Genomic DNA, 22,852 nt, shown 5'->3' with positions numbered 1-22,852 from the left:
GGAGCGGAACGATGCGTGACATGGCGATGCGGGATGCACGGGCTTCCATTGTGAGCGCCACCGATGTCGAGGAGTTCCGCAACCTGATCAATGGTGAGTGGGTGCAAAGCTCGTCGAAACAGCCATTCGACAACGCCAATCCCGCCGACAGCGCCGACATCGTCGGCCGCTTTCAAGCATCTACCGCGGCGGATGCGTGCCTCGCCGTGGACGCGGCATCCGCTGCGTTCGAGGCCTGGAAGAAGACATCGGTCTCCAAGCGCGCTGCGATCCTCAACCGCGCCGCGGATTATCTCGAGGCGCACGCCGACCGGATCGCGCGGGAGATGACGCGGGAAATGGGCAAGGCGCTCAACCTCGCGCGGGATGAAGTGCTGCGTTCGGCGCAGACGCTGCGATTTTACGCGGTTGAAGGCCAGTCGTTGACGGGAGAGGTGTTTCCGAACGACGATGCCGACATGACGGTCTATACCCTGCGCGAGCCGCTCGGGGTCGTGTCGATCATCACGCCGTGGAACTTCCCGATCTCGATACCGGCCCGCAAGATCGCGCCCGCGCTCATCACCGGCAATACGGTCGTCTTCAAGCCGTCTTCCGACGCGCCGTTGAGCGGCTATCGGCTGGCCGAGGCGCTGGCGGTCGCCGGGCTGCCGAAGGGCGTCCTCAACTTCATCACCGGCAAGGCCGGCGAGATTGGTGCGGCCATTACCGAGCCGCCGGTCATCCGCGCCATCTCCTTCACCGGATCGACCGCGGCCGGCGAGCATATCTGCCGATCGGTGGGGTTCACCACCCGTACCCAGATGGAATTGGGCGGCAAGAACCCGTTGATCGTGATGGACGATGCCGACCTCGATCAGGCTGTCGACCTGACCGTCAAGGGCGGTCTCTCGCTGGCAGGCCAAGCCTGCACCGGCACCAGCCGGGTGCTGGTGATGAAACAGGTGCGCGCCGAATTCACCGCGAAACTCGCCGCCAGGGTGAAAGCACTGAAGATCGGCAGCGGCCTTGCGGCCGGCATGGATATGGGGCCGCTGGCGACCGCAAAGCAGCTCGAGACGGTGCTTCGCTACATCGCGATCGGCAGACGCGAGGCGACGCTGCTGTGCGGCGGCGAGCGGCTCACCGGCGCCGGCTATGACGGCGGCTATTACGTCTCGCCGGCGATCTTCACCGACGTCACCCAGCAGATGACGATTGCGCGCGAGGAGATCTTCGGTCCCGTCATCGCGATCATTGAAGTCGACAGCTATGCGGATGCGATCGCCAAGGCCAACGACACCGAATACGGGCTGTCGGCCGCAATCGTGACCCGCAATCCGCGGGTCATGCAGGATTTCGCCAATGACATTCAATCCGGAACGGTGAAGATCAACCGCACCACGACCGGCAACCTGATCAACGCGCCGTTCGGCGGCCTGAAGCGGTCGAGCACGTCGACGTTTCGCGAGTCCGGCCGCACCGGACTGGAATTCTACACGCAGATCAAGACGGTCTATCGCGGCACCTGAGCCGCACTGGACCGCCGGCCCAAATCGACACCTGGAAACAATGCGATGAGACGTTCATTCAAGCTGGAACTCGCCGAGGCCCGCCACATGGTCGCCGCTGCCATCAAAACATCCACCGAGATCGGCGTGCTGGAGACGGTGTGCGTGACCGACGAGGGCGGCTATCCGCTCGCGCTCGAACGGATGGATGGCGCGCGCGTCACCGGCCCCCAGATCGCATGGAACAAGGCGTTCACCGCCGCAGGACACAAGCGCTCCACACATCTGTTCAACCAGGCGCCGAACGGACCTGCGCTGCCCGGCAACGAGGCGTTCGGTATTCAATGGAGCTTTGAAGGCAAGTTCGCGGTTTTCGTCGGCGGCTTTCCGATCGTGGTCGATGACGAAGTCATCGGCGGCATCGGGCTCAGCGGCGGCAATGGCGAGCAGGATACGAAATGCGGTGTGGCGGCGCTGCAGGCCTTGCAAGACCTGTTGCGCGACCATCGCGTGCTCGTCGCCGCCGACATCAAGAAGTGATTTCTTGAAAAAGTGATTTCTTGGGGCCAGGGCGCAATGTGCGCCCCGGCCGCGGCGATCACGCCGGTTGCTTCGCGAGCTTCAGGAAGTCCGGCGGCCGGCGCTCGGCAAACGCCGTAAAGGCCTCACGCGCTTCCACGGTTTTCAGGCGTGCCGCGAACTGCTCGCTCTCGGCCAGGATCTGCGCCATCAGCACTTCCGGATTCCGCATCAGCCGCTTGGTCGTCGAGACGGCCCCGGCCGGCTGCTTGGCCAGACGCGCGGCAAGTGCCCGTGCCTCGCTATCGAGCTTGTCCAATGGGACGACCCTGTTGGCGAGACCCCAGGCGAGTGCGGAACCGGCATCCACCGCTTCGCCGAGCGCGAACATCTCGTAGGCGCGCGCATAACCGATACGCAACGGCATCAGCAGGCTGGAAGCGGCTTCCGGCACCAGCGCCAGGCTGACGAACGGCGTCGATAGCAGCGCATTGTCGGCAAGCACGACGAGGTCGCAATGCAGCAGCATCGTGGTGCCGATGCCGACGGCGCGGCCTTGTACGGCGGCGACCAGCGGGCGGCTCGATCGTGCGAGCGATTGAAGGAATCGGCTGACATGCCGTTCGCCCTGAACATTTCCGGCGGCAATCGCCGCGAACTCGCCGACGTCGTTGCCGGCCGTGAACATGTCGCCCTCGCCCCGGATCAGCACGACGCGGACGGCGGGGTCGGTCTCCGCGGCCTCAATCGCGTCGGCCAGCGCACCATACATCGCGTTGGTCAGCGCGTTCTTCTTGTCGGGCCGCGCCATGGTCAGGCTCAATATCCCGCCGTCGTTTGCGATCTTGATATGCTCGGTCATTGGTCTTCTCCTCTGGGAAATCTGGCTTGCAAACTGGTGAGCCAGCGCGCGACGACATCGATTTCGGCTTCGGTAAATCCCTCGGTGAGGCGCGCGTTGATTTCGGCAAGCCCGGCCTTCGCCTGCGCGAGCGCCCCGCGGCCGGTGGGCGTCAGCCAAAGGCGCCACGCGCGCCCGTCATCCGGATCGGCGCGCCGCCTGATCAGGTTCGCGGCCGTCATCCGGTCGACCAGTCCGCTGATGCCCGGCGGCCCCAAATCGAGCGCCGCGCCGGCTTCGCCCATCAGCACACCGTCGCGCTGGCCGAGGATGAACAGCAGCCCGGATTGCGCAGCCGTCACGCCGCTATCCTGCGTCCGCGCCGCCGCCCAGCGCTGCAGCCGGCGCTGCGCGACGTTGAGCAGGAAGACCAGCCGGCGGTCCTGACGGGAATTCACTTAAATCCCGGCTCCCGAAATTTAGTTCGCATGTGAACTATATAAGCGAAGGCCACGATGTTGTCACGATGAATCTTTGCCGCGCCGGGATGCCGTCGCGCTGCCGTCAGAACAGTCGGAGCGAGGCGTCGAGCGGTGGCGCCCTCACCGCAATCGAAGCGCTTCGAGCAGCGACTTGAAGGCGCGGCTATATTCGCCACCGGCTTTTAGAACATCGGATCGGCCCGCACAGGCGACCGCGGCTTCCGTCACGGCGCCAAGCAGCAGCCGCGCGAGCGGTTCCACGGGTTGGCGGGCGATCAACCCTGCGTCCATCGCCGCAGCGAGAGCCCGCGGAATCTTGCCGCCGAAATGCCGCGCGTCGATTTCACGCCAGCGCTCCCAGCCCAGCACGGCCGGACCATCGCGCAGGATGATCTGGCAGATATCTCCTTTCGCGCAAGCCGCGAAATAGTGCTGGGTGCCCGCGACCATTGCCGCCAGCACGTCCCTCTCGGTTCGCGCCGCGCGATCGATCTCCAGCACGAGATCGCGCGAGACCTGGTCGAACACCGCCTCGAACACCGTCTCTTTGGTCGCGAAGTGATGGTAGACCGCGCCCTTCGCCACTCGCGCGGCTTCCGCGATGTCGTCCATGGTTGTGGCGGCAAAGCCCTGCTCGCCGAACATCTGGCGCGCGGCTTTCAGGATTGCTTCCGTGGTGGCGGCGCTCCGCTCTGCCTGTTTCGCCATCGCGCCTTTCTAATTGAACTTCGCCGCGGCGGCCAGTTGACTTTTCGACCAGCGGTCGGTATTTACCGACCATAAGTCGGTTTATGCCTGCCCATGGTCGTGAGGACGTATCGATGCCAGACCGCCAAATTGTCGAGAGTTTCGTTGCACTGGTCGAAGCCGGCGACTATGTCGGCGCGATCGAGCACTTCTACGCGCCCGACGCCTCAACGCGGGAAAACACCGCCGATCCCGTCATCGGCCGCGACACGCTGATGGCGAAGGAGCGCGGCGTGATGGCAGCATTCCCTAAGATCGAGGCGCAACGGATCGGGCCAAGCCTGATTGACGGCGACACCGTTGCAGCGCGCTGGAAATTCACGTTCACCCGCCCCAACGGCACCGTGCAGGTGCTGGAGGAAATCGCCTGGCAGACCTGGCGCGGCGATCAGTTGATCGAGGAACGCTTCTTCTACGACCCGAAGCAAATGGCCGGCTGAAATCCGGATTGCGCGGAATTGCCTCCAGCCCTGTCAAAATTCCGTCCTGCCGGTACGGGCGGCATTTGTATCGATTTGTTACCTATGCCGCAGACGTGAAGTCACAACCCGGCGCTGTGACGCCGGACGGGCTCAATAATTCATATTTTGTCAAAGGTTTGCAGCGAATTTTCGCGTCCAAGGCCAGCGTTGGGGCCAAGCCCACCGGGTCAGAGATGCGATCGTATCTAGGTTCCTATTTCACGAGATTGTTCGCCGGCGATCTGACGGTGTTCGGTGGACCATCGACAGATGAAGTCCTCGCGGGTCACATCCGCGCCGAGCAGATTTGCCTCGTGCTCGGCTATTCGCTGGGCATCATGCTGGCCAATGCCTGCAACGCGATGGTGCTCGCGATAGCGCTGTGGCATTCGTCCGACAGAAACATGGCTCTGATCTGGGCGGCTGCGGTGGCCAGCGTCGCCATGTTCTTCGGCTGGCAAGCCCATTCATCGCGACGGATCGCAAAGCCGCAATTCGTGTCCCGCCGGGCCATGCACCGGCTGGTGCGAAACGCACTGATTCTCGGGACCGCCTGGGGAATAGTCCCGGTGGCCTTCTTCGCCGATGCCTCCAACGGCGCACAGTTGGTGATCACCTGTCTTTGCGCCGGAATGCTGGCGGGCGGCGCATTCGCTTTCGCCACGATCCCGGTAGCGGCGATCGCCTACACGGCGCCGATCTTTCTGGGTACGGCCATCTGCCTCGGCAGGAACGGCGATTTCGTCTATTTGCTGGTGGCCATCCTGGTCGTGGTCTATGGCAGCGTGCTTCTGCGCGGCGTTTTCGTGAATTCGTTCGCATTCACGCGACGCATCATTGCCCAGCTCGAAGCCGAAAGGACTGTCCGTCAGGATCCCCTGACGCATTTGCCAAACCGCATTGCCTTCAACGAAACCCTCGAAGGCGCCTTGCGGAGGCTGGCGCATTCCGGCGAGGAATTCGCCGTGCTTCTGCTCGACCTCGATCGCTTCAAGGAGGTGAACGACAGGTTCGGTCACCCCGCCGGCGACGAATTTCTCGTTCAAGTGGCGGCAAGATTACGACGGTGCACGCGGGCGGCCGAACATGTCGCCCGCATCGGCGGAGACGAATTTGCGCTGATCATGGCAAATCTGACCAGGCCGGAAGACGCATTCGAAATTGGCGAACGGTTCGTCGCCGCCTTTGCCGATCCATTCCTGATCGAGGGATGCGAGATCGTCGGTGCCACCGGTGTCGGAATTGCGCTGGCACCGCGAGACGGCAACACGCCCCACGATCTCCTGAAACATGCCGACATCGCGCTCTATCGCGCCAAGAAATCGGGGCCGGGCACGATCTGCTTCTTCGAGGCCAGCGACGACAAATCGGCGCGCGACCGCCGGGCGTTGCAGCGGGATCTGGAAGGAGCCATCGAGCGGAACGAGCTGTTTCTCGTCTACCAGCCGTTTCTCGGTCTACGCGCCAACCGGATAACCGGCTTCGAGGCATTGCTGCGTTGGCAGCACCCCGTGCGCGGACTGGTTCCACCAAGTGAATTCATTCCAGTTGCCGAGGAGACCGGACTGATCCACCAGATTGGCGAATGGGTCGTCCAGCGCGCCTGTTCGGCGCTTTCGAATTGGCCGGATGACATCAGGGTCGCCGTGAATTTCTCCGCGGCTCAATTTCGTAACACGGGCATTCTGCAGACCACCGTGCAGGCGCTCGCCCAGGCCGGGGTTTCACCCAGCCGCCTTGAAATCGAAATCACCGAATCGATGCTGATTTCCAAATACGGATCGGCATCCTCGATCCTGAATTCACTCCTGCAATTGGGAGTGACCGTGGCCCTCGACGATTTCGGGACGGGGTTCTCGTCGCTGACTTACTTGCGAAAATTGCCCTTGAGCCGTATCAAGATCGATCAGTCCTTCATCCGTGACATGCTGGAACAGCCGGATTGCGCGGCGATCGTGAAATCGGTGATCGGGCTGGCGCAAGACCTGCGGATTGGCGTGGTGGCGGAAGGCGTCGAAACGGCTGATCAGCTCGAGTATTTGCGTCAGACCGACTGCGACGAAGTTCAGGGCTATCTCATCGGCCGACCGATGGCAGCCGACCAGATCCTCGCCATGCTCAACCAGAAAAAGCCGCGGTCGACGCGAGCAGCGTAACCTGCGATCGGGCGCGAGCCGTCGCGGATATCTTCCGCCCCGTCACGACGATAAGGCAACCGCGGACATCCGGAGGAAACCAGCCAATGAAGAGGTGTGATGTCGAAAATCGTCGCCAACGCCGCGATGGGCAGTTTCGGCTGGCAGCTGATGGTGCCGGTGAAATCGGCCGCCGAACACAGCTGCGTGCTCTGGAACGCCATTCCACGCGACTGGGACGACCCGGATGGCTGGGCCGATCGCGCCCTCGACCAATGCCGCGCGCAGCCTTGGAGCCTGATGGTGCTGCACGATTTGCCATCCGGCGCGATGGATCATCTCGAACGTTTTCTGGACCGCGCCGAGGCGCTCGGCGCCCGTTTCCAACAGGACTTCCCGCCCGCCTGCGTTCCCATGCGCTCGGGCGAGATCGTGCTGCCCATCACCCCCTATGTTTCAACCATCGAAGAAGGTGTTCAACCATGAAGATCGCAAGTTTCAAGGCGGCCGGCGCGCCAAGCTACGGCATCGTAACGGACGCAGGCGTGATCGACGTCGCAAAGCGGCTAAAAGCCTATCCCACGCTGAAGGCGCTGCTTTCGAAAGGATCGCTCGACGAACTCAAGGCCTTGCAGGGCGAACGGACGGATTACCCGCTGAAAGACATCGAACTGCTGCCGACCGTGCCCGACCCAGACAAGATCTTCTGCATCGGCGTCAACTACGCCACGCACCTTGCGGAGAGCGGCCATCCCACCCCGCCGCATCCGATGATCTTTACCCGCTTCGCCAACAGCCAGGTCGGCGGCGGCCAGCCGATGATCCGTCCGCTGGAATCCGAGCGCTTCGATTACGAGGGCGAAATGGCCGTCATCATCGGCAAGGCCGGCCGGCGCATTTCGCGCGAGGCGGCGCTGAAACATGTCGCGGGCTATGCCTGCTACAATGACGGCAGCATTCGCGACTGGCAGCGCCACACCTCGCAATTCGCGCCGGGCAAGAACTTTGCCGGCACCGGCGGCTTCGGGCCGTGGATGGTCACGACGGACGAACTTCCCGATATCAGCAAGCAGACCATCGCCACCCGCCTCAACGGCGTCGAGGTGCAGGCCGCGCCGATCTCCGACCTGGTGTTCGACGTCCCCGCCTTGATCGCCTATTGCTCGACTTTCACCGAGCTCGCGCCCGGCGACGTCATCGTGACCGGCACGACAGGCGGCGTTGGGGCCTATCGCACGCCGCCGTTGTGGATGAAGGACGGCGACGTGGTCGAGGTTGAGGTTTCCGGCATCGGCATTTTGCGCAACCCGGTCAAGGACGAGGTGACAGCCGCGGCGACGCGGGCCGCTTGATTGGCCGCAAGCGAAAATAGCAAGAAGGAGGACATCATGAACCTGCCCAGACATCTGTTGCCGACCACCGTGGTCGGAAGTTACCCGCAGCCGGAATGGCTGGTCGATCGCGCGATGCTGTCGAAATCGGTGCCGCGCACCCGCATGCACGCAATGTGGCGGTTGCCGGCCGAACATCTCGAGGAAGCGCAGGACGACGCCACCATCGTTGCCATCAGAGACATGGAGCGCGCCGGCATCGACGTCGTGACCGACGGCGAAATCCGCCGCGAGAGCTATTCCAACCGCTTTGCGACCGCGCTTGACGGCATCGATGCCGACAATCCTGCCATCATCACCGCGCGCAACGGGACCCAGACGCCGGTGCCCCGCGTCGTGGGCCCGGTGAAGCGCGGTCAGCCGGTCGAACTGCACGACATGGAATTTTTGCGCAAAAACACCGATCGCGCCGCCAAGATCACCCTGCCCGGCCCGTTTACGATGAGCCAGCAGGCCAAGAACGAGTTCTACAAGGACGACGAAGAACTGGCGATGGCGTTCGCCGCAGCGGTCAATGCCGAAGCGCTCGACCTGCAGAAGGCCGGCGCCGATGTGATCCAGCTCGACGAGCCCTGGGTCCGCAACAATCCGGATCTGGCGAAGCGCTATGCGGTCAAGGCCATCAACCGTGCGCTACAAGGCATCACCGTGCCGACCGTGGTACATCTGTGCTTTGGCTATGCGGCGGTGGTGCCGGGCTCGACAAAACCCGCCGGCTATTCCTTCCTCGCCGAACTCGCCGACACCAGCGCCGAGCAGATTTCAATCGAGGCGGCGCAGCCGAAACTCGATCTCGGCGTGCTCAAGGATTTGTCCAACAAGAAGATCATGCTCGGCGTGCTCGACCTCGGCGATCCCGAAATCGAGAGGGCTGAAATCGTCGCCGGCCGGATTCGCAACGGCCTCAAGCATGTCGCCGCCGACCGGCTGGTGGTCGCGCCCGATTGCGGCATGAAATACATGCCGCGCCATGTCGCGTTCGGAAAACTGAAGGCGATGTGCGACGCCGCGGCGATGGTGCGGAAGGAGATCGGCTAGCCCCCAACGCGTTATCGCTCGTCTTCGGCCGCCATCAGTCCGAGGAATTGTTCGAATGGGTCGCCCTTAGTGTCGAGCGCATCGTAACGGTACGGGGTTGCGCGGCCGCGGTATCCGGCCAGCGCCGTTCCTTCTGCTACGACGGCATGGCCTGGCTCAAGCGAGAGGCGCGACCAGCTCTCTGCCTCCGCCAGCCAATAGGCCTTGCTGCTCGGCTCGCGCGCCGCGAGCCGCCTGCAAAGCGCCGCTCGCGAACTCAGCTCCAGATGACTTGTCATGAGCATCCCCCACCCGATGAATTCACGTCGCAGTATGAGCCGCCAAGGGGTCAGGATTCCTTGATCTGGCTCAAATCAAATTACCGATTCGTTCCGGCGGCGTCCGGGCGCCACCGGCGGAGGTTCTTTCGATGAGATCGCATGATGCACTCGTCCCGGCAAAACCGGAAGAGGCATTGCTTGGCCGTGATGTATCCATCGCAGCGTGCATATGGCACCCGCTGCGCCGTCGAACCAGCCACACAGCCGGGTCATCGCGGCGGATTCCCCTTCCCCGACCCGTGACCCTGGGAAAATGATTGATTGCTGAAAGGTGACACGGCCGGGACCGTCATGACGATGAAGCCGCGGCCGATCGATTGATGACAGGCGTTGCAGCCGGCGGTCAGCTCATTGAAAGCCTTTTTTGAATCCAGCGCCATTTTTGGCCGCGATGGGTTTGTCCAGCGACGTAATCGGCGGATCGATCATCCCGACATTTTCAACGGGTATATTGGTATAGAACGATATGGCCTCCGTCAGGCCGCCCTTGACCTGTTCCAGCTGATAGGCCGCCAGCTCCCAGTTCTGCTGTCGACCCGCAGTCCACAATTTCAAATGTCTGAACTGGACCGCGCTCATGATGTCGGCCAGCCGGGGCGCATATTTTTGCGCCGGCTGGGCGGTGACCAGGACCGGCGCTGCCAGTCCAACGATGACCACGGCTATCGCCGCGAGATATTTGGTGCATTTGCGCATGTTTAAGTGAATAGCGCTCGCGCGGCCGAGTAAATTGACCTAGCTGTGGGCTTTCAGGAGGTTGTCCATCTGGTCCGAACCGAGGAAGCTGAGGTTGCGAAGCTTCAGTGTTCCACGGAGAGACCAGATGAACAGCCATAAGAATGCTCCCCTGACGCCGAAAGGTCGAGAGGCCATGGTGCGGAGTGTGGCAGCGGGACTGAGCAAAGCGGCCGCCGCGCGCCAGTTCAACACCACGCCAAAGACCGTCGCCAAATGGGTCGGACGGTTCCGCGCAGGCGGTGTCGATGGTTTGCGCGACCGCTCCTCCAGGCCTCTTTCATTGCCAAGCCAAACGGCGCCCGCCACATGCGCCGTGGTTGAGGCCTTGCGCCGCCAGCGCTACACCGGCAAGCAGATCGCGGCCGAGGTCGGCGTGTCTCCGGCGACCGTCAGCCGCATCCTGCAGCGGCTCGGCATCAACAAGCTCTCGGCACTGGAGCCGGCCGAACCGGTGCGCCGGTACGAGCGCGAACACCCCGGCGAGATCATCCACATCGATATCAAAAAGCTGGGCCGTTTCGAGCAAGTCGGCCACCGCATCACCGGCGATCGCCAAAGCAAGAGCCGCAGGGTCGGTTGGGAATATCTGCACCTGGCAATCGACGACCATTCCCGCGTCGCCTATTCGGAAATCTTGCCCGATGAAAAACGTCGATCCTGCCTGAGCTTTCTCTTTAACGCGTTGCGCTTCTTCAGGGCCCATGGTGTCAAAGTCTATCGTGTCATGACCGACAACGGCACTAGCTTCCGATCCCGTCGTTACCCTAAGGCATTGCGCCTGCTCAAAATCAAGCACCTGCGCACTAAGCCCTATACGCCGAAAACCAACGGCAAGGCCGAGCGCTTCGTCCAAACCTCGTTGCGCGAATGGGCCTATGCCCAAGCCTATCTCACATCAGATCATCGGGCTCAGCACCTGCCGATCTGGCTGCATCGATATAACTGGCATCGACCACACAGCAGTCTAAAGTCCAAACCACCCATCAGCCGCCTCGGCTTGACCGAGGACAACCTGTTGAGGCTCCACACCTAGCTCAAACACTTCGGCGAAGAGGTCATGGCCGCATTCCCGCCCCCGGTCTTTTCGGCGAAGTTCAGCCCCGGACGGGCAGCTCTCACGCCTGCGACGGCCGGACTGACGCGAAGCTAGCGTCCCAAAACATCTTTGGCGACGGCGAGCGGATTCATCAAGCTCGCCAAATTCCGGTTCACGACGACCGCGACCTTGCTCGCATCCAGATCGATCTGGCCGACGGCTGTTCCGAGACGATAGTCGCTCAGATCCGAATCCCGATAGATCGTGCCGCCCACCTTGAATTCTCCGGAGTTAATCTGCTTGCGAAGATCGCTCATGCAGAAGAAATAATTGTTCTCACCGACCCGCGTTTGCAGGACCGGCGGATTTTTGCTGCCCAACTTTGCGGCGCGATAGACCTTCATCTCTTCATCCGACAGTTTCAACGTCAGGACCGCTTGCCAATTGTGCGGAGCCTGGTCGGCGTAATAGACCGCTATCACGCTGTTGCCGGCGCCCTCGCCCATCAGCAGGAAATTGTGAATCGTTTTTGGCACCGGGGCGTTTTTTAGATAATAGTCATGCTGGCAGGCATCTCCGGGCATCGCGACCACGCCGTCGGTCGCGATATAGGATTTATGTTGCGATGCCGTTTGCGCCGGCTCGGTGGCGAAGAGCGGAGCGTGTTGGAGCAGAGGTATTTCGGCCTCGGGATTTGCCTTGATCGCCTTGCGCAAGCTTTCCTGTGGCAAATAGGCAGGAAGATAGCGGTATACGATTAACTCGATGTCTTTGCGATCGAGCGAAAAATAAAGCCCGGGCACCACGGAAGCCTTGATCGCGAAGCCTCCCTCATGGTCGGCGTTCTTTTGCAATGACGCCCTGATCGGAAACAGCGACGAGAATTCATCCTTGTCTTTATGAGGCCCGAAAATCCTCGGCAAATCCTGCAGGCAGAAAAAGCTGCGGTCGCGTTGCACGCCGCCTTCATCGAAATAGATCGTCGTGAAGGCCGGCAGGGTTTTGGACCCCTTCAGGACCTTTTGGTATGCGGCGATCTCGTCTGGATCCAGGCGAATACGGAGCAAGAACTGATAATTATGCGGCGGCGTTCCCGAGCGGTGCTCTACGAGGATATGATCGGCATCCTCCTGCCCAAGAATCATGAACGAATGCGAGCCACGCCTCGCCGTCTCTCCTGGCAGCATATAGTCGGTGCCGCAGTCCTTCGATCCGGCCGGATGGCTTCCATCATGATTGTGCATATCGTCCTGGGCGTAAGGCTCGGCGGCCACGGCTGGCGACGCCGTCAGTTGGCTCACGCATCCCGCCATCAATATGAACAACATGACTCCGAAAGGCTTCATCGCGACTCCTGGACTGCTCACCTCCAAATTGTAAAGTACCCGCTGCCGTAGTACAAATAATAGATGCGCGTCATTTCGATAGCCTGTTTGTTGATTCTTGCAGCTACGCGCGGCTTCGCCGAGTCTCCGCGGCCCTCCATTCCGGTTACAACGCTGATCAGCCAGGCGTCGCTGCTTGCGGAGCTCGATCATGACAACACATCCCCACTTTCGCTGTTGACCCTGTTCAGGAAGATTCACGCCTCACAAAAGCTGCCGCTGCCGGCCGTCGCGACCGGGCCCACGCGCGCCAGCGATTTGCTGGGCTTCAACGAAACCTACGCACAATTCGCTGCCGTGATGTCCGCCGACGTTGCCCGGATCATCTCAGGGATGGGAATCGACTGGGAAAAGGAAATTCTTAGGACGTACGACCCGAAGTCGGCCAAAACGGACGCCGGAAAAACCCTGCGTCTGAACGGCAACGTCGCGCGCATGTTCAACGAGAAATGGCTCGGCTCCAGCGACGGGTTGTTCATATTGTCGGGTGTGGTCAACCGGATGGACCGCCGCGATTTCGACCGCGCCCATTGCGGCGAACTACGCTTCATCTACCGGCTCGGTTACGACGTCAAAATGAACGGCAAGACCTACGCGTCGCGCATGCCCTTCACCGTGAATATGGTCTTCAGTTACGGTGACGACGGCAAGAATTGCCGGGATATCGCCGCGCTCTGGCGCATCGATGGAATGGATAAAGACGATCCGACCGTCATTGCCCGGCGCCTGTTGCAGGGCCCACTCGATTTTTCAAACCTGACTTTCAAGCAGATGGAAATCAACGCCCAGGTGGCGCGCTTTCCATCGGACCTTGAAAACATGGAGAATCGCAAGTTCGCGGGTCAAGCGATCTACTGGATGAGGATATTCGCCTTTAGAGGCGGAAAATTTCAGCCCGCCAAACTGGAGAACACGCCGGACGTGCAGGCGATCCTGAAAGATCCCGCCAAGCAGAAGCAGTTGCAGGAATATCTCTCGGGCCACATGGCCGAAATCGACAACGGCGTGTTCAACCTGCCTGAAAGTCTGGAGGCCGACGTCGCGCTCAGTTTCTCCACCGCCGGCAGCTCGCGCGTGGCTAACAGGCCGTTTGATCTCTTGGTCGACAGGGAGCAAGCAGGAAAGATCGTCACGGCGGCCGGAATTCCGGCGAAATCTCTCAAATTCGTGCAATCCGGCGCCGGCCTGCTCGAACGTTTGAATACTTCGTCCTGCATGGGGTGCCATCAATCTTCTTCAACCGCAGGCTTTCATTTCCTGGGAGTGGACCGGTTTGATTTCGGCGGTGGTGCGGACGCAATCAAAAGCGCGCTTGACGGCAACAAACTGCAATTGCCGTTCTCGCCCCACGTCTACGCCGAACTTGCCCGCCGCAAGGATTATGTCGAGAGAGTTTCGTCGGGCCAGACGCCGAACATGTTTCGGCCGCACCCTTCCGCGCCCGCGGCGGTCTGGGAGAACGGAGGCCCGGCCTACGCTCCCGCCGGCGACAATATGCCGTGTCCCTTGAACGCGGATCTTGCGAATTCCGCAAAATGGAGCTGCAGTTCCACCCGCAATCTCAGTTGCCTGGCAGTAGTGACGAACGCCTCGGCTTCTTCCCACCTTGGCCAATGCCTGCCCGGTGCACAGAACATCTACGCGGGCCTGAGTTGCCGCTCGAATGTCATCGACGACTCGACCGCAAAGAGTGACGCAAAAGAGTCGTTGAGTTTCAACCTGCGTTCGTTCAATGATCGCGTCAGCAAAGATGAACTCATCTATAAAATGCCGGAAGGAAAATTGAGCGGCTACGATTACAACTGCCGTCCAACAAGAATTGGCGTGCCACTGGGCCGTATCACCCGTCCGTGCAAGCCCGACGAGTCGAAATTGGCGGCAATTCAGCCCGGGAGCATACCCGACGAAATCTGCGCGATTGTCGGCGGCAAGGGCTTTGAACAAATGGCCAAGGGATATTTCGACAGCGCCGTCTTCGCCGCCGGTGTCGGCCGCGGCCTTTTGAACGTATGCACGCCGTCGCGGTTTTGCCGGGAAGACTATATTTGCCAGGAGATGCCGGACCTTTTGACCGGCGCAAAATTCAACGTCAGTACGCAAACCCTGAATATCCTGAAAAGCCGGAAGATCGGATTTTGCACGCCGACTTATTTCGTCTACCAGCTTCGGCTCGACGGCCATCCGAATCCGAGATAACGCGATCTAGGGCCGGAGAACCGGCGCCGTATTCGGCGCAGGCGCCTGTTCCATCTCGGCATGGTCCGGCAGCTTCTCGCCATGCAGCGCAAGCGGCGACCCGATCCAGAGGGGATCGGCAAGATGGTCCCGGCGCGGGTTGGTCGTGTTGGGGTGGACGAGAATGCTCAAGGGGCCGTGGTTGAGCATCAGCCACGGCACCAGTTCGGGGAAAATCTCCTTGGCAAAGGCGACTTGATACATCGCTTGATCGTGCGGACCGACCTTCACGTCGTGCCATCTCCCCAAGGTGACGGAAAACCGCTCACCCAGCCATCCGCGCAGCCGCTCCGCCTCCGCGCGCGTCGTCGCCGGATCGTAATAGACGTGGGCGTGGAAACTTGCGATCTCGCGCGTCGACCGCGGCGCATCACTCTCGGAAAAATCGGTCATTTCGGTATCCTTCGGATACGGATTGGCATGGAATACCGCTGCAACGCAGCCGCATTTCCAGGAAACTGTCCATCCGAGCTAACAGGGAAAATGTTTTGGAGGAAAGGCCATTTGTGCGGGGGACAAGGAAAGTTGGCCTGCAAGGCATGCTCCTGCCTATCCGGGTAGTTCCCGAATGCATCCGGTATCCCCAGATTAGGATCAGCCCAACCGGAGTTTTTCCCATGACCGATCCCAGTGCAGCCATCCTTTCTTCGTTCTCTTCCGCGCTCGCCAGCGTGGTTGCCCGGGCGACGCCGTCGATCGTCTCGGTGCACTCGCATCGATCGCGCGCTTCCGGCTTCGTCTGGAAACCTGGTCTCGTCGTGACCGCCGACGAGGCGCTGGCGGAAGAAGGCGAGATCTCGATCAAGCTTGCCGATGGAACGGCACGGTCCGGCAGCATCGTCGGCCGCGATCACACGACCGACATCGCTCTTGTGCGGTTCGACGCCAAAGACATCGCGCCGATCAAGCTCTCGCCCGAGGTGCCGGCGCTCGGTTCGCTCTCGATCGTGGTCGCCGCCGAGCGTGGCGCACCTGCCGCAGCGCTCGGCACAATTTCGCTCACCGGCGGCCGCTGGCGCAGCCTTCGCGGCGGCGACATCGACGCCAGGATCGAGCTCGACGTCCGGCTGCGTCACAGCCACCAAGGCGGCCTCGCGCTGAATGCCGCCGGCGAACCGATCGGCATGGCGGTGCTGGGGGCGCGACGGGTGATCGTCATCCCGGCGGCGACGATCGATCGTGTCGCGGCCAGACTCGAAACCCACGGCCGGATCGCGCGCGGCTATCTCGGGGTGGGCCTTCAGCCTATCAAACTCGACGACGGCATCGGCGCGATGGTGATGAGCGTCGACAAGACGGGGCCATCGGCTGCCGCCGGCATCCGGCAAGGCGACGTGATCGTCGGCTGGAACGACGAGAAACTCTCCGGCGTGCGCGCACTGTTGCGGGCCCTCGGCCCCGACAGCGTCGGCTCGGTCGTCGACGTGGCGATCCGGCGCGGCGGCGAGCCTGTGCGGGTCAAGCTGACGATCGGTGAAAGGCCGGAGGCGTGAGCGAGGAGACCGCGCCTGCCATCGTCGTTGCCGTCGAGATCGACGATCCCGTGCTCGCGGACCGGCTCGCATCGCTGCTCGGCGGCGTCGCCGGTCTCCGCCTCGCCGCCCCGGGCGAGACGGCGACCGTCACGGTCGTGTCACGCGATCCGCAAAGCGCCATTGAGCCGCATGGCATCGAGCTTACGCCGCGCGAACGCGACGTGCTGGCACTGATGGCCGAAGGCGCGTCGAACAAGACCATCGCAAGGCAGCTCGGAATATCGGTCCATACCGCCAAATTCCATGTCGGCTCGCTGCTCGACAAGCTCGACGCCACCGGCCGCACCGACGCGGTGGCGCACGCGGCGCGCCGCGGTGTCATCGACCTGTAGCGATGATTACCGAACCCGTCCGCATCAAAACCGTACGGCAAAGGAACAATGAGCAAGGAACAATGAGATTGTAGAGTTTTGGTAGCGAGAGAGGGACTCGCTATCACATCCCACACTTCGGTAAATATTCCGTAATTTCAATATCTTGACCGGATCGGAAGTGCGAGTCCGAGGGTGATACATCTCTACCGGATGTATCACCCTCGCCCGCGCCTTCCGGGAAGGTATAGACGTGGCCCGCCCCTCTTATCTCGGCCGTCGCCCCGACGGCCGGTACTGTATCCAAATAAGGCTGGGGAAACGCGCCGCCGCGATCTATGGCCGCCCCCTGCTCCGTGTCAGCCTCAGGACGGCCGATTTTAGTGAAGCCCGGAGGAGGCTCGTGGACAATCTCGAATGGGTGGTGGAGGTCGTTCAGGCCGCCGACCTTGAGCAACTGGGCGGTATTCTGCACCACCGCCTAGGCCTATACGTCGTAGACGGCGTTCCGGGGAACGAGAGGCGGCTGGCCGAACGGCTGGCGTTCGAACACCAGGTCCGAACCTATATCGCTCGGGCGCAGGAGCGCGGCTACCTGTTCGCACGGCATTTTCCTGGTTTCGCCAGCGGCTGGGTCGATTTCGTCGACCAGAATAAGGTTGCCGAGACGGAAATCGCCAAAAACCTCGGGCGCCGCGCCTATGAGACCGGCCGCGCCGATGAACGGGCTACGACGACCCAAGCCCAGAGCCGCGACCAGCCAGCCATTTTGTCGAACTCCCCTCTGCTGGCCCCGCTTGACCCCGTCGCCCTGATCGAACGGATTGTGCAGAACGAGGTGGCTAGGCGCCTTGGGCCCGGGCCGGCGCCGCGAGTGGAACCCCAGCACTTGTTGCTGCCCCCGACCGCTGGCGATGCCGGTAGTGACACGGAGGCCGGGTCCGGCGATAAACTTATTTCGGTGGCGGCAGCCGAATTTCTGAAACCCGCCGACCGCAAACGCCAGCGCACGACCAAGGGACGAAGCGACGCCGAGCCGGTGATCCGGTTCGCCGTCGAATTCCTTACAGATCCGGTCTTTAATAATGTGACGCCGGGCGATTGGAAGCGACTGGACGAAGCGCTCACCGATATTCCGAAAACAAAGGGAATTCCGCGCGAAAAGGCCAATACTCTATACGACCGCTACAAATATGCGGAACTGCACGGCTGGTCCAAGCTGACCCGCATCACAGAAAAAACCATCAGGTCGAAATATTGGGGTGGCCTGTATAAATTTATTGACTGGGCAATCGCAGAAAAAATCTACCTTGGGCCGAGGCCGCAATTTGAATGCGTCGACCCGGAAAACATGGCAAGCCTGCCACGGGACGCCTTCGAAGACGAAGAGCTCCTGAACCTCCTCAGGCTTCCGCTGTTTACGGGCTGCCGCAACCGATCGCACGTCTGGAAGCCCGGGGACTATTTCGTTCAGTCGGCAATCTATTGGGGCTTTCTGATTTGCATTTTTACGGGAATGCGCCCTGGCGAAGTCGGACAACTTCAGTGCTCACAGATTCGGACCGACGGCACTTTCTATTACTTTGACCTTCGCGACTTCGATGCCCGAGACGGCCGGGTCGCTCTAAAGGACCTGCGCAGTTTAAAAACCAACGCAGCAGGACGCGTGGTGCCGATTCATCCGATCTTGATTGAGTTGGGACTGCTCGATCGAATGCAGGATCACCTCGATCAAGGAGAGCGCCTCTTTCCAGAGTGGGAAAAATATACTCGAAAAGACGGAACCGTGCGCTGGTCACAGCCGCTTTCAAAATCCTGGCAGTATGTGAAGAAGATTTTGAAAATCGAGCGCGCCGATGTCAGCCTTTATTCAACCCGTCATTTCTTTGCGGATCTGCTCGACAATGAGGCGATTGCGCAGCGGACGCGAGACCGAATTCTCGGCCATGCTGGTGACGTCAGCCGACGATACGGCCGCAAAGGTATTCTAGATCCGGCGGTAGCGGCACTCATAGAGGCGCTGGAGCCACCTGTTATCAAGATGGCACGCGAAATATTGTTAGGTGCAAAAGCCAAAGCGGATCGCGGTGAATTGACCGTTCTCAAGACGTACTCAACTGATCGCCAAGGATGAGACGTCGTTCCACCTGACCCTTCTAGCGCGTAGGCTATCTCACAGATTCATGCGGCGGAGAATTTCGCGATGCTGGCTCTGGGCGCAGCAGCGCTTGGGCCGCCGTGACGGGTGTCAGCGGCAAATCTCACTTTGTTAGTTTGTGCGGTCTTGGGAAGTGGAATTGTGTCGCCGGTTCTCCGCCTGCGACGGCCCATAGGTGACAGCAGCGTACTAAGGAACGGCCGCTTTGCGCCAGGAGCAGCCTTTGAGAGTTTCCGCACACTGCGACCGCGCCCGTAGCTATCGTCCTGCGGGCCTTCGAAAAATAGCTCTCGGGAGGTGCTTCAGAGCGAAGTCAAAAGGACGGCTTCACACCGGGCCTCGACGATCTACATTGCCACTGGGTCCCCGCGCCGTGGCAGATTACGGCCTATCCTTGGGACTACCCCGGTAAACCCGGGTGTGCAAAAAGGCCTTATTTTATCTGACTTTCTCGAAGCTACTTTAGGAATGGCGGAGAGGGAGGCATTTCTGCAGCCGGTCGACCAAGCGAAATCGAGGTGCGAGATCGCTCATCCGGACGCCCCCGGTGGGCAACTTTTTTTCACTCGATGGGCCGCTCTAACGATGGCAACCTAGGCCGCCGCGGTGCCCTAGTAGGTGCTCCACCGTCAAAAACCGACAGGGCCAAGGAGTTGGGGAACAGCGCGGTCTACTGCTCGACCGTGATTATTGCGAGCTGCCTGAATTTCCATTCCGCAAGCCATTTTAATAATGCCGACGGTGTTTCGATCGCTACTTTCGACTGGCGTCAGTCGCGCCATCAAGTGTCGATGTCCGGCGTGTCTCGGGCATAATTAGGTATACGACGAGCGAGATCAGGATGGCACCGGTCACGTACCAAAAGAACCACTCCTCTCGGCCAATGGCCTTGAACTGAAGAGCGACCCATTCGGTGCTCCCCCCGAGCAGCGCCGTGGTGATCGCATATGGCAGCCCGACGCCGAGGGCTCTCACCTCAGCGGGAAAGAGTTCGGACTTGACCAGCATGTGGATCGAGGTGAATCCACTGAGAATGAAGAGGGCGCAGAAATTTAGAGCAAATGCTTCCCACGCACTTGCGGCATGGCTCATGGCGGTCAGAAGCGGAACGGTTAGCGTTGCACCAGCGACACCGAAGAAGATCATTACCGGACGGCGTCCGACAAGATCAGACACCAAGCCAAACAATGGCTGAAGGGGGAGATAGCACAATAGTGCCGCTGCGGCGGTCAGCGAGGCCGCTTCCTTCGTCATTCCGACGGTGTTGACCATGAATTTCTGCATGTAGACGGTGTAGGTATAGAATGAGATTGTTCCACCCACCGTGATGCCAACCGCCAGCAGTATTACTTTCCACTGCGTGAGAAGGGCCGCAATCGATCCGCGGTTCTGTTTCTTGATCCCGGTTTCCCGGAAGGCATCGGTTTCGGCGATACCGCGCCGCAGGTAGAGCGCAACGAGCGCGAAGACGCCGCCGATGAAGAATGGAATGCGCCAGCCCCAGGCCTCCATTTGTCCGGGACGAAGGATTGCGTGCTGTAAGAGCAGGAGAAGAGCGAGGGCGGCAAGCTGACCGGACACCACACTTACCTGCAAGAATCCAACGAAAAAGCCGCGGCGCTCCCTTGGCGCCATCTCGCTCAGATAGGTGGCGCTGGTCCCGTACTCTCCACCCATGCTCAAACCCTGGAGCAGACGCGCCACCACCAGAAGGGCCGGTGCCGCGACGCCGATCGTCGCAAATGTCGGCGTCACCGCGATCAGAAGCGAACCGAAACACATAAGGGAGACGGACACCGCAAGCGTTACCCGCCGCCCCTTTCGGTCGGCGTAGCGGCCCATCAGCCAGCTGCCGAGTGGGCGCGCGACATAGCCGACCGCCGCCACCGCAGTGACGTTGAGCAACTGAGCGGTCTGGTCGCCTTGGGGAAAGAACGAGCTGGCGAAATAGATCGAGAATATCGAGTAGACGAGGAAATCGTACCACTCGATCAAGTTCCCGATACATCCGCCGATGATGGATCTCAACTGGATTCGTGTAACAGCGAACCGTTTCCCCGACGCTGTAGCCATCGGCACATCATGCGCTGTGCTGGTCACGACTTTCCTCCCATGTAAGATTTTTTGTTGTTCGCGGATCTCCTGCCGACTTACGTCGCGTAGCGCCGCTCGAGTTCGTCATAGTGGTCCTTCCGGACCAGACGCTGCCGCTCCGCGAAGCTCGCCACGATGGTGCCGTCCTCATCCATGCGCCCGTGCCGGATCAGCGTACCCAGCGCGTTCTGCATTCCGAGGATCGCCCCCTGCAGCGCCACATTGGCGTAGAGCACCATGGCGAACCCGATTTCTGCCAATTCGGCCTGGCCGAAGATCGGGGTACGGCCGCCGACCACAAGATTGACCAGCTGCGGGACCGGCAGCGAGGCGGGAATGCGTCGGACCTCCTCCTCGCTCTCCGGCGCTTCGATGAAAATCAGGTCGGCGCCGGCCTCGACATAGAGCGCCGCGCGATCGAGCGCGGCCTGGAAACCCTCAGTCGCGCGCGCGTCCGTGCGGGCAATGATCAGAAACTCATCGGATCGGCGGGCATCGACCGCCGCCTTGACCTTTGCGGCCATCTCCCGCGGCGCAACCAACTCCTTGCCGGCGAAATGACCGCAGCGCTTCGGCATCTTCTGATCTTCAATCTGCACGGCACACGCTCCGGCCCGTTCCAGCATGCGGACCGTATGCGCCACATTGACGGCGTTGCCGAAGCCGGTGTCGGCATCGACCACAAGCGGCAGGTCGGTGACATTTCGGATTGCCATGGTGTGCTGAACGATCTGCGTCAGATCGACGAAGGACAGGTCAGGAAGCCCGAGCGACATATTGGTCACCCCGGCACCGGTGACGTAGATCGCCTCGAAGCCGAGGTCCGTGATTACGCGGGCCGCCAGCGCGTTGGGAGCACCGGGCACGAGGATGGCTCGCTTCTGCTGTAGCTTCTGTTTGAATGACATGAGTTGGGTCTCCCCGGCATTTGGCGCGTTCGCCGCACTATTCGCTTGCCAGTCCAAATCGGCCCATTAATGCTGCCAGTCAAATATCTAGATACGGGCCAGTCCATACGTCCTGGATATAATTATGGAACTCAGACATCTGCGCTACTTCCTCGCACTCGCCGAGGAGCTCAGTTTCACCCGCGCGGCCGAGCGGGTCGGCATCGCGCAACCGCCGTTCTCCCAGCAGATTCAGGCGCTGGAGCAGGAGATCGGCGTCCGGCTCGTGGACCGAACCCCGCGCCGTGTGGTCTTGACAGAGGCTGGTACTGTCTTGGCAGAACGGGTCCGCTTCATCCTCTCGCGCATCGGGGACGCCGTGGTGGTGACGCAACAGGTTGGGCGGGGTCTGTCAGGCCACGTCTGCGTTGGCTTCACGGAATCCGGCTGCTTTCACCCTGCGGTGACCCGAACCCTGCTTGAGTTTCGCCAAGCCTATCCCGCCCTTCACGTCACTTTGCAAGAGAACAAGTCGACCAATCTCGTGGCCATGATCCGAGAAGGTACGGTCGACGCCGCCTTCATCCGTCCGCCCTTCGAGGCAGACGAGGTCGTGGCCTATACCCCGTTGCTGCACGAGAAAATGGTGGTCGCGGTACCGAGGGGGCATCGACTGGCGTCGCGCAAGGCAACGACACTCGCAGGTCTCTCCGAAGAGGTCTTCGTGTTCTATCATCGAGACGTGCGCCCGGGACTGACCGATACCGTGATCGCCGCCTGCGAACGTTCGGGTTTCCGCCCTCGGCTCAGCCAGGAAGCCCCGCAACTGACCTCGACCTTGAACCTCGTAGCAGCCGGGCTCGGCATTTCTATCGTGCCAGAATCCCTGAAGCATCTTCGCACGAATGACATCGTCTATCTTCGGCTGACCGGCGACGCGCCGCAGGCGGCCCTGGGGTTGGCATCTCGGGCCGACGGGCGATCAGCGGCGGTCGGCAACTTCATCGCAGTCGCACTGAGGATCGCAGATGATCCCAATAGATAGCGAC

At 61.1% G+C, this 22,852-nt stretch carries 22 protein-coding genes; 13 read left to right on the top strand and 9 right to left on the bottom strand.

The genetic code is table 11. From position 1 onward, the window contains the following. The first annotated feature begins 11 nt into the window (after positions 1-11). A complete protein-coding gene (locus V1289_RS33180) occupies positions 12-1,511 on the top strand; it encodes an aldehyde dehydrogenase family protein (RefSeq protein WP_334402357.1) in 1,500 nt (499 codons plus the stop codon). A 45-nt stretch (positions 1,512-1,556) separates the two neighbouring features. Then, entirely contained in the window at positions 1,557-2,030 is a 474-nt protein-coding gene (locus V1289_RS33175; RefSeq protein WP_334402355.1) for a GlcG/HbpS family heme-binding protein, read from the top strand. Positions 2,031-2,088: 58 nt separating this feature from the next. Here the strand turns inward: V1289_RS33175 and V1289_RS33170 are convergent, their stop codons facing one another. The 3 genes from V1289_RS33170 to V1289_RS33160 all read right to left on the bottom strand — a co-directional run bounded on the left by V1289_RS33170 (position 2,089) and on the right by V1289_RS33160 (position 4,040). Continuing rightward, the gene (locus V1289_RS33170; RefSeq protein WP_334402353.1) at positions 2,089-2,871 is read right to left on the bottom strand and encodes an enoyl-CoA hydratase; all 783 of its coding nucleotides are present in this window, start codon (positions 2,869-2,871) and stop codon (positions 2,089-2,091) included. Then, positions 2,868-3,308, bottom strand: coding sequence for a MarR family winged helix-turn-helix transcriptional regulator (locus V1289_RS33165; RefSeq protein WP_334402351.1), 441 nt, complete (start codon positions 3,306-3,308; stop codon positions 2,868-2,870). The genes V1289_RS33170 and V1289_RS33165 overlap by 4 nt, the downstream gene beginning before the upstream one ends. A 144-nt stretch (positions 3,309-3,452) precedes the next feature. Next, complete coding sequence (locus V1289_RS33160) at positions 3,453-4,040, bottom strand: TetR/AcrR family transcriptional regulator (protein ID WP_334402350.1); 588 nt, start codon at positions 4,038-4,040, stop codon at positions 3,453-3,455. A 113-nt stretch (positions 4,041-4,153) separates the two neighbouring features. Here V1289_RS33160 and V1289_RS33155 point away from each other — a divergent pair, with 113 nt between their 5' ends. The 5 genes from V1289_RS33155 (at position 4,154) to V1289_RS33135 (ending at position 9,104) form a co-directional block, all read left to right on the top strand. After that, positions 4,154-4,519 carry a nuclear transport factor 2 family protein gene (locus V1289_RS33155; RefSeq protein ID WP_334402348.1) on the top strand — a complete coding sequence of 122 codons (366 nt, stop codon included), beginning with the start codon at positions 4,154-4,156 and terminating at the stop codon, positions 4,517-4,519. A 215-nt stretch (positions 4,520-4,734) separates the two neighbouring features. Then, positions 4,735-6,696 carry a putative bifunctional diguanylate cyclase/phosphodiesterase gene (locus V1289_RS33150; RefSeq protein ID WP_334402346.1) on the top strand — a complete coding sequence of 654 codons (1,962 nt, stop codon included), beginning with the start codon at positions 4,735-4,737 and terminating at the stop codon, positions 6,694-6,696. A 99-nt stretch (positions 6,697-6,795) separates the two neighbouring features. Next, a complete protein-coding gene (locus V1289_RS33145) occupies positions 6,796-7,161 on the top strand; it encodes a hypothetical protein (protein ID WP_334402345.1) in 366 nt (121 codons plus the stop codon). Beyond that, complete coding sequence (locus V1289_RS33140; protein WP_334402344.1) at positions 7,158-8,027, top strand: fumarylacetoacetate hydrolase family protein; 870 nt, start codon at positions 7,158-7,160, stop codon at positions 8,025-8,027. The genes V1289_RS33145 and V1289_RS33140 overlap by 4 nt, the downstream gene beginning before the upstream one ends. A gap of 36 nt (positions 8,028-8,063) precedes the next feature. Then, positions 8,064-9,104, top strand: coding sequence for a 5-methyltetrahydropteroyltriglutamate--homocysteine methyltransferase (locus tag V1289_RS33135; protein WP_334402343.1), 1,041 nt, complete (start codon positions 8,064-8,066; stop codon positions 9,102-9,104). A gap of 11 nt (positions 9,105-9,115) precedes the next feature. On the opposite strand, the gene V1289_RS33130 is transcribed toward V1289_RS33135, so the two are convergent. Then, positions 9,116-9,382 carry a hypothetical protein gene (locus V1289_RS33130; protein WP_309182906.1) on the bottom strand — a complete coding sequence of 89 codons (267 nt, stop codon included), beginning with the start codon at positions 9,380-9,382 and terminating at the stop codon, positions 9,116-9,118. 390 nt (positions 9,383-9,772) lie between these two features. Further along, positions 9,773-10,120 (bottom strand): hypothetical protein, encoded by a 348-nt coding sequence (locus tag V1289_RS33125; protein ID WP_334402342.1) that lies wholly within the window; start codon positions 10,118-10,120, stop codon positions 9,773-9,775. A gap of 127 nt (positions 10,121-10,247) precedes the next feature. Here V1289_RS33125 and V1289_RS33120 point away from each other — a divergent pair, with 127 nt between their 5' ends. Then, entirely contained in the window at positions 10,248-11,195 is a 948-nt protein-coding gene (locus tag V1289_RS33120) for an IS481 family transposase (protein WP_334397941.1), read from the top strand. Between the two features lie 113 nt (positions 11,196-11,308). Here the strand turns inward: V1289_RS33120 and V1289_RS33115 are convergent, their stop codons facing one another. Next, complete coding sequence (locus V1289_RS33115; protein WP_334402340.1) at positions 11,309-12,736, bottom strand: hypothetical protein; 1,428 nt, start codon at positions 12,734-12,736, stop codon at positions 11,309-11,311. Positions 12,737-13,159: 423 nt separating this feature from the next. Between V1289_RS33115 and V1289_RS33110 the strand changes: the two genes are divergently transcribed. After that, positions 13,160-14,779 carry a hypothetical protein gene (locus V1289_RS33110; RefSeq protein ID WP_334402339.1) on the top strand — a complete coding sequence of 540 codons (1,620 nt, stop codon included), beginning with the start codon at positions 13,160-13,162 and terminating at the stop codon, positions 14,777-14,779. A gap of 6 nt (positions 14,780-14,785) precedes the next feature. On the opposite strand, the gene V1289_RS33105 is transcribed toward V1289_RS33110, so the two are convergent. Next, entirely contained in the window at positions 14,786-15,211 is a 426-nt protein-coding gene (locus tag V1289_RS33105) for a DOPA 4,5-dioxygenase family protein (protein WP_334402337.1), read from the bottom strand. 224 nt (positions 15,212-15,435) lie between these two features. Here V1289_RS33105 and V1289_RS33100 point away from each other — a divergent pair, with 224 nt between their 5' ends. From V1289_RS33100 to V1289_RS33090, 3 genes are all read left to right on the top strand, one after another. Continuing rightward, positions 15,436-16,311, top strand: a complete 876-nt coding sequence (locus V1289_RS33100; RefSeq protein ID WP_334402335.1) for a S1C family serine protease — start codon at positions 15,436-15,438, stop codon at positions 16,309-16,311. Next, positions 16,308-16,685, top strand: coding sequence for a response regulator transcription factor (locus V1289_RS33095; RefSeq protein ID WP_309182900.1), 378 nt, complete (start codon positions 16,308-16,310; stop codon positions 16,683-16,685). The genes V1289_RS33100 and V1289_RS33095 overlap by 4 nt, the downstream gene beginning before the upstream one ends. Before the next feature lie 382 nt (positions 16,686-17,067). Beyond that, a complete protein-coding gene (locus V1289_RS33090; protein ID WP_334402332.1) occupies positions 17,068-18,798 on the top strand; it encodes a site-specific integrase in 1,731 nt (576 codons plus the stop codon). Between the two features lie 777 nt (positions 18,799-19,575). Here V1289_RS33090 and V1289_RS33085 read toward each other — a convergent pair. Further along, positions 19,576-20,895: an MFS transporter gene (locus V1289_RS33085; RefSeq protein WP_334407778.1), complete on the bottom strand. Its 1,320-nt coding sequence runs from the start codon at positions 20,893-20,895 to the stop codon at positions 19,576-19,578. 77 nt (positions 20,896-20,972) lie between these two features. Then, a complete protein-coding gene (locus V1289_RS33080; protein WP_334402330.1) occupies positions 20,973-21,824 on the bottom strand; it encodes an isocitrate lyase/PEP mutase family protein in 852 nt (283 codons plus the stop codon). 124 nt (positions 21,825-21,948) lie between these two features. Here V1289_RS33080 and V1289_RS33075 point away from each other — a divergent pair, with 124 nt between their 5' ends. After that, positions 21,949-22,848, top strand: a complete 900-nt coding sequence (locus tag V1289_RS33075; RefSeq protein WP_334402328.1) for a LysR family transcriptional regulator — start codon at positions 21,949-21,951, stop codon at positions 22,846-22,848. The last annotated feature ends 4 nt before the right edge of the window (positions 22,849-22,852 follow it).

The organism is Bradyrhizobium sp. AZCC 2289, from assembly GCF_036924615.1.
In the GTDB taxonomy this organism is placed as follows: domain Bacteria; phylum Pseudomonadota; class Alphaproteobacteria; order Rhizobiales; family Xanthobacteraceae; genus Bradyrhizobium.
This window is presented reverse-complemented; position numbering and strand designations above follow the sequence as displayed.

Coding starts and splice junctions, on each gene's coding strand:
- V1289_RS33180 (WP_334402357.1), top strand. CDS start 12: ATGCGTGACATGGCGATGCGGGATGCACGGGCTTCCATTGTGAGCGCC.
- V1289_RS33175 (WP_334402355.1), top strand. CDS start 1,557: ATGAGACGTTCATTCAAGCTGGAACTCGCCGAGGCCCGCCACATGGTC.
- V1289_RS33170 (WP_334402353.1), bottom strand. CDS start 2,871: ATGACCGAGCATATCAAGATCGCAAACGACGGCGGGATATTGAGCCTG.
- V1289_RS33160 (WP_334402350.1), bottom strand. CDS start 4,040: ATGGCGAAACAGGCAGAGCGGAGCGCCGCCACCACGGAAGCAATCCTG.
- V1289_RS33155 (WP_334402348.1), top strand. CDS start 4,154: ATGCCAGACCGCCAAATTGTCGAGAGTTTCGTTGCACTGGTCGAAGCC.
- V1289_RS33150 (WP_334402346.1), top strand. CDS start 4,735: ATGCGATCGTATCTAGGTTCCTATTTCACGAGATTGTTCGCCGGCGAT.
- V1289_RS33145 (WP_334402345.1), top strand. CDS start 6,796: ATGTCGAAAATCGTCGCCAACGCCGCGATGGGCAGTTTCGGCTGGCAG.
- V1289_RS33140 (WP_334402344.1), top strand. CDS start 7,158: ATGAAGATCGCAAGTTTCAAGGCGGCCGGCGCGCCAAGCTACGGCATC.
- V1289_RS33135 (WP_334402343.1), top strand. CDS start 8,064: ATGAACCTGCCCAGACATCTGTTGCCGACCACCGTGGTCGGAAGTTAC.
- V1289_RS33130 (WP_309182906.1), bottom strand. CDS start 9,382: ATGACAAGTCATCTGGAGCTGAGTTCGCGAGCGGCGCTTTGCAGGCGG.
- V1289_RS33125 (WP_334402342.1), bottom strand. CDS start 10,120: ATGCGCAAATGCACCAAATATCTCGCGGCGATAGCCGTGGTCATCGTT.
- V1289_RS33120 (WP_334397941.1), top strand. CDS start 10,248: ATGAACAGCCATAAGAATGCTCCCCTGACGCCGAAAGGTCGAGAGGCC.
- V1289_RS33115 (WP_334402340.1), bottom strand. CDS start 12,736: ATGATCGAGCTCCGCAAGCAGCGACGCCTGGCTGATCAGCGTTGTAAC.
- V1289_RS33110 (WP_334402339.1), top strand. CDS start 13,160: ATGAACGGCAAGACCTACGCGTCGCGCATGCCCTTCACCGTGAATATG.
- V1289_RS33105 (WP_334402337.1), bottom strand. CDS start 15,211: ATGACCGATTTTTCCGAGAGTGATGCGCCGCGGTCGACGCGCGAGATC.
- V1289_RS33100 (WP_334402335.1), top strand. CDS start 15,436: ATGACCGATCCCAGTGCAGCCATCCTTTCTTCGTTCTCTTCCGCGCTC.
- V1289_RS33085 (WP_334407778.1), bottom strand. CDS start 20,895: ATGGCTACAGCGTCGGGGAAACGGTTCGCTGTTACACGAATCCAGTTG.
- V1289_RS33080 (WP_334402330.1), bottom strand. CDS start 21,824: ATGTCATTCAAACAGAAGCTACAGCAGAAGCGAGCCATCCTCGTGCCC.
- V1289_RS33075 (WP_334402328.1), top strand. CDS start 21,949: ATGGAACTCAGACATCTGCGCTACTTCCTCGCACTCGCCGAGGAGCTC.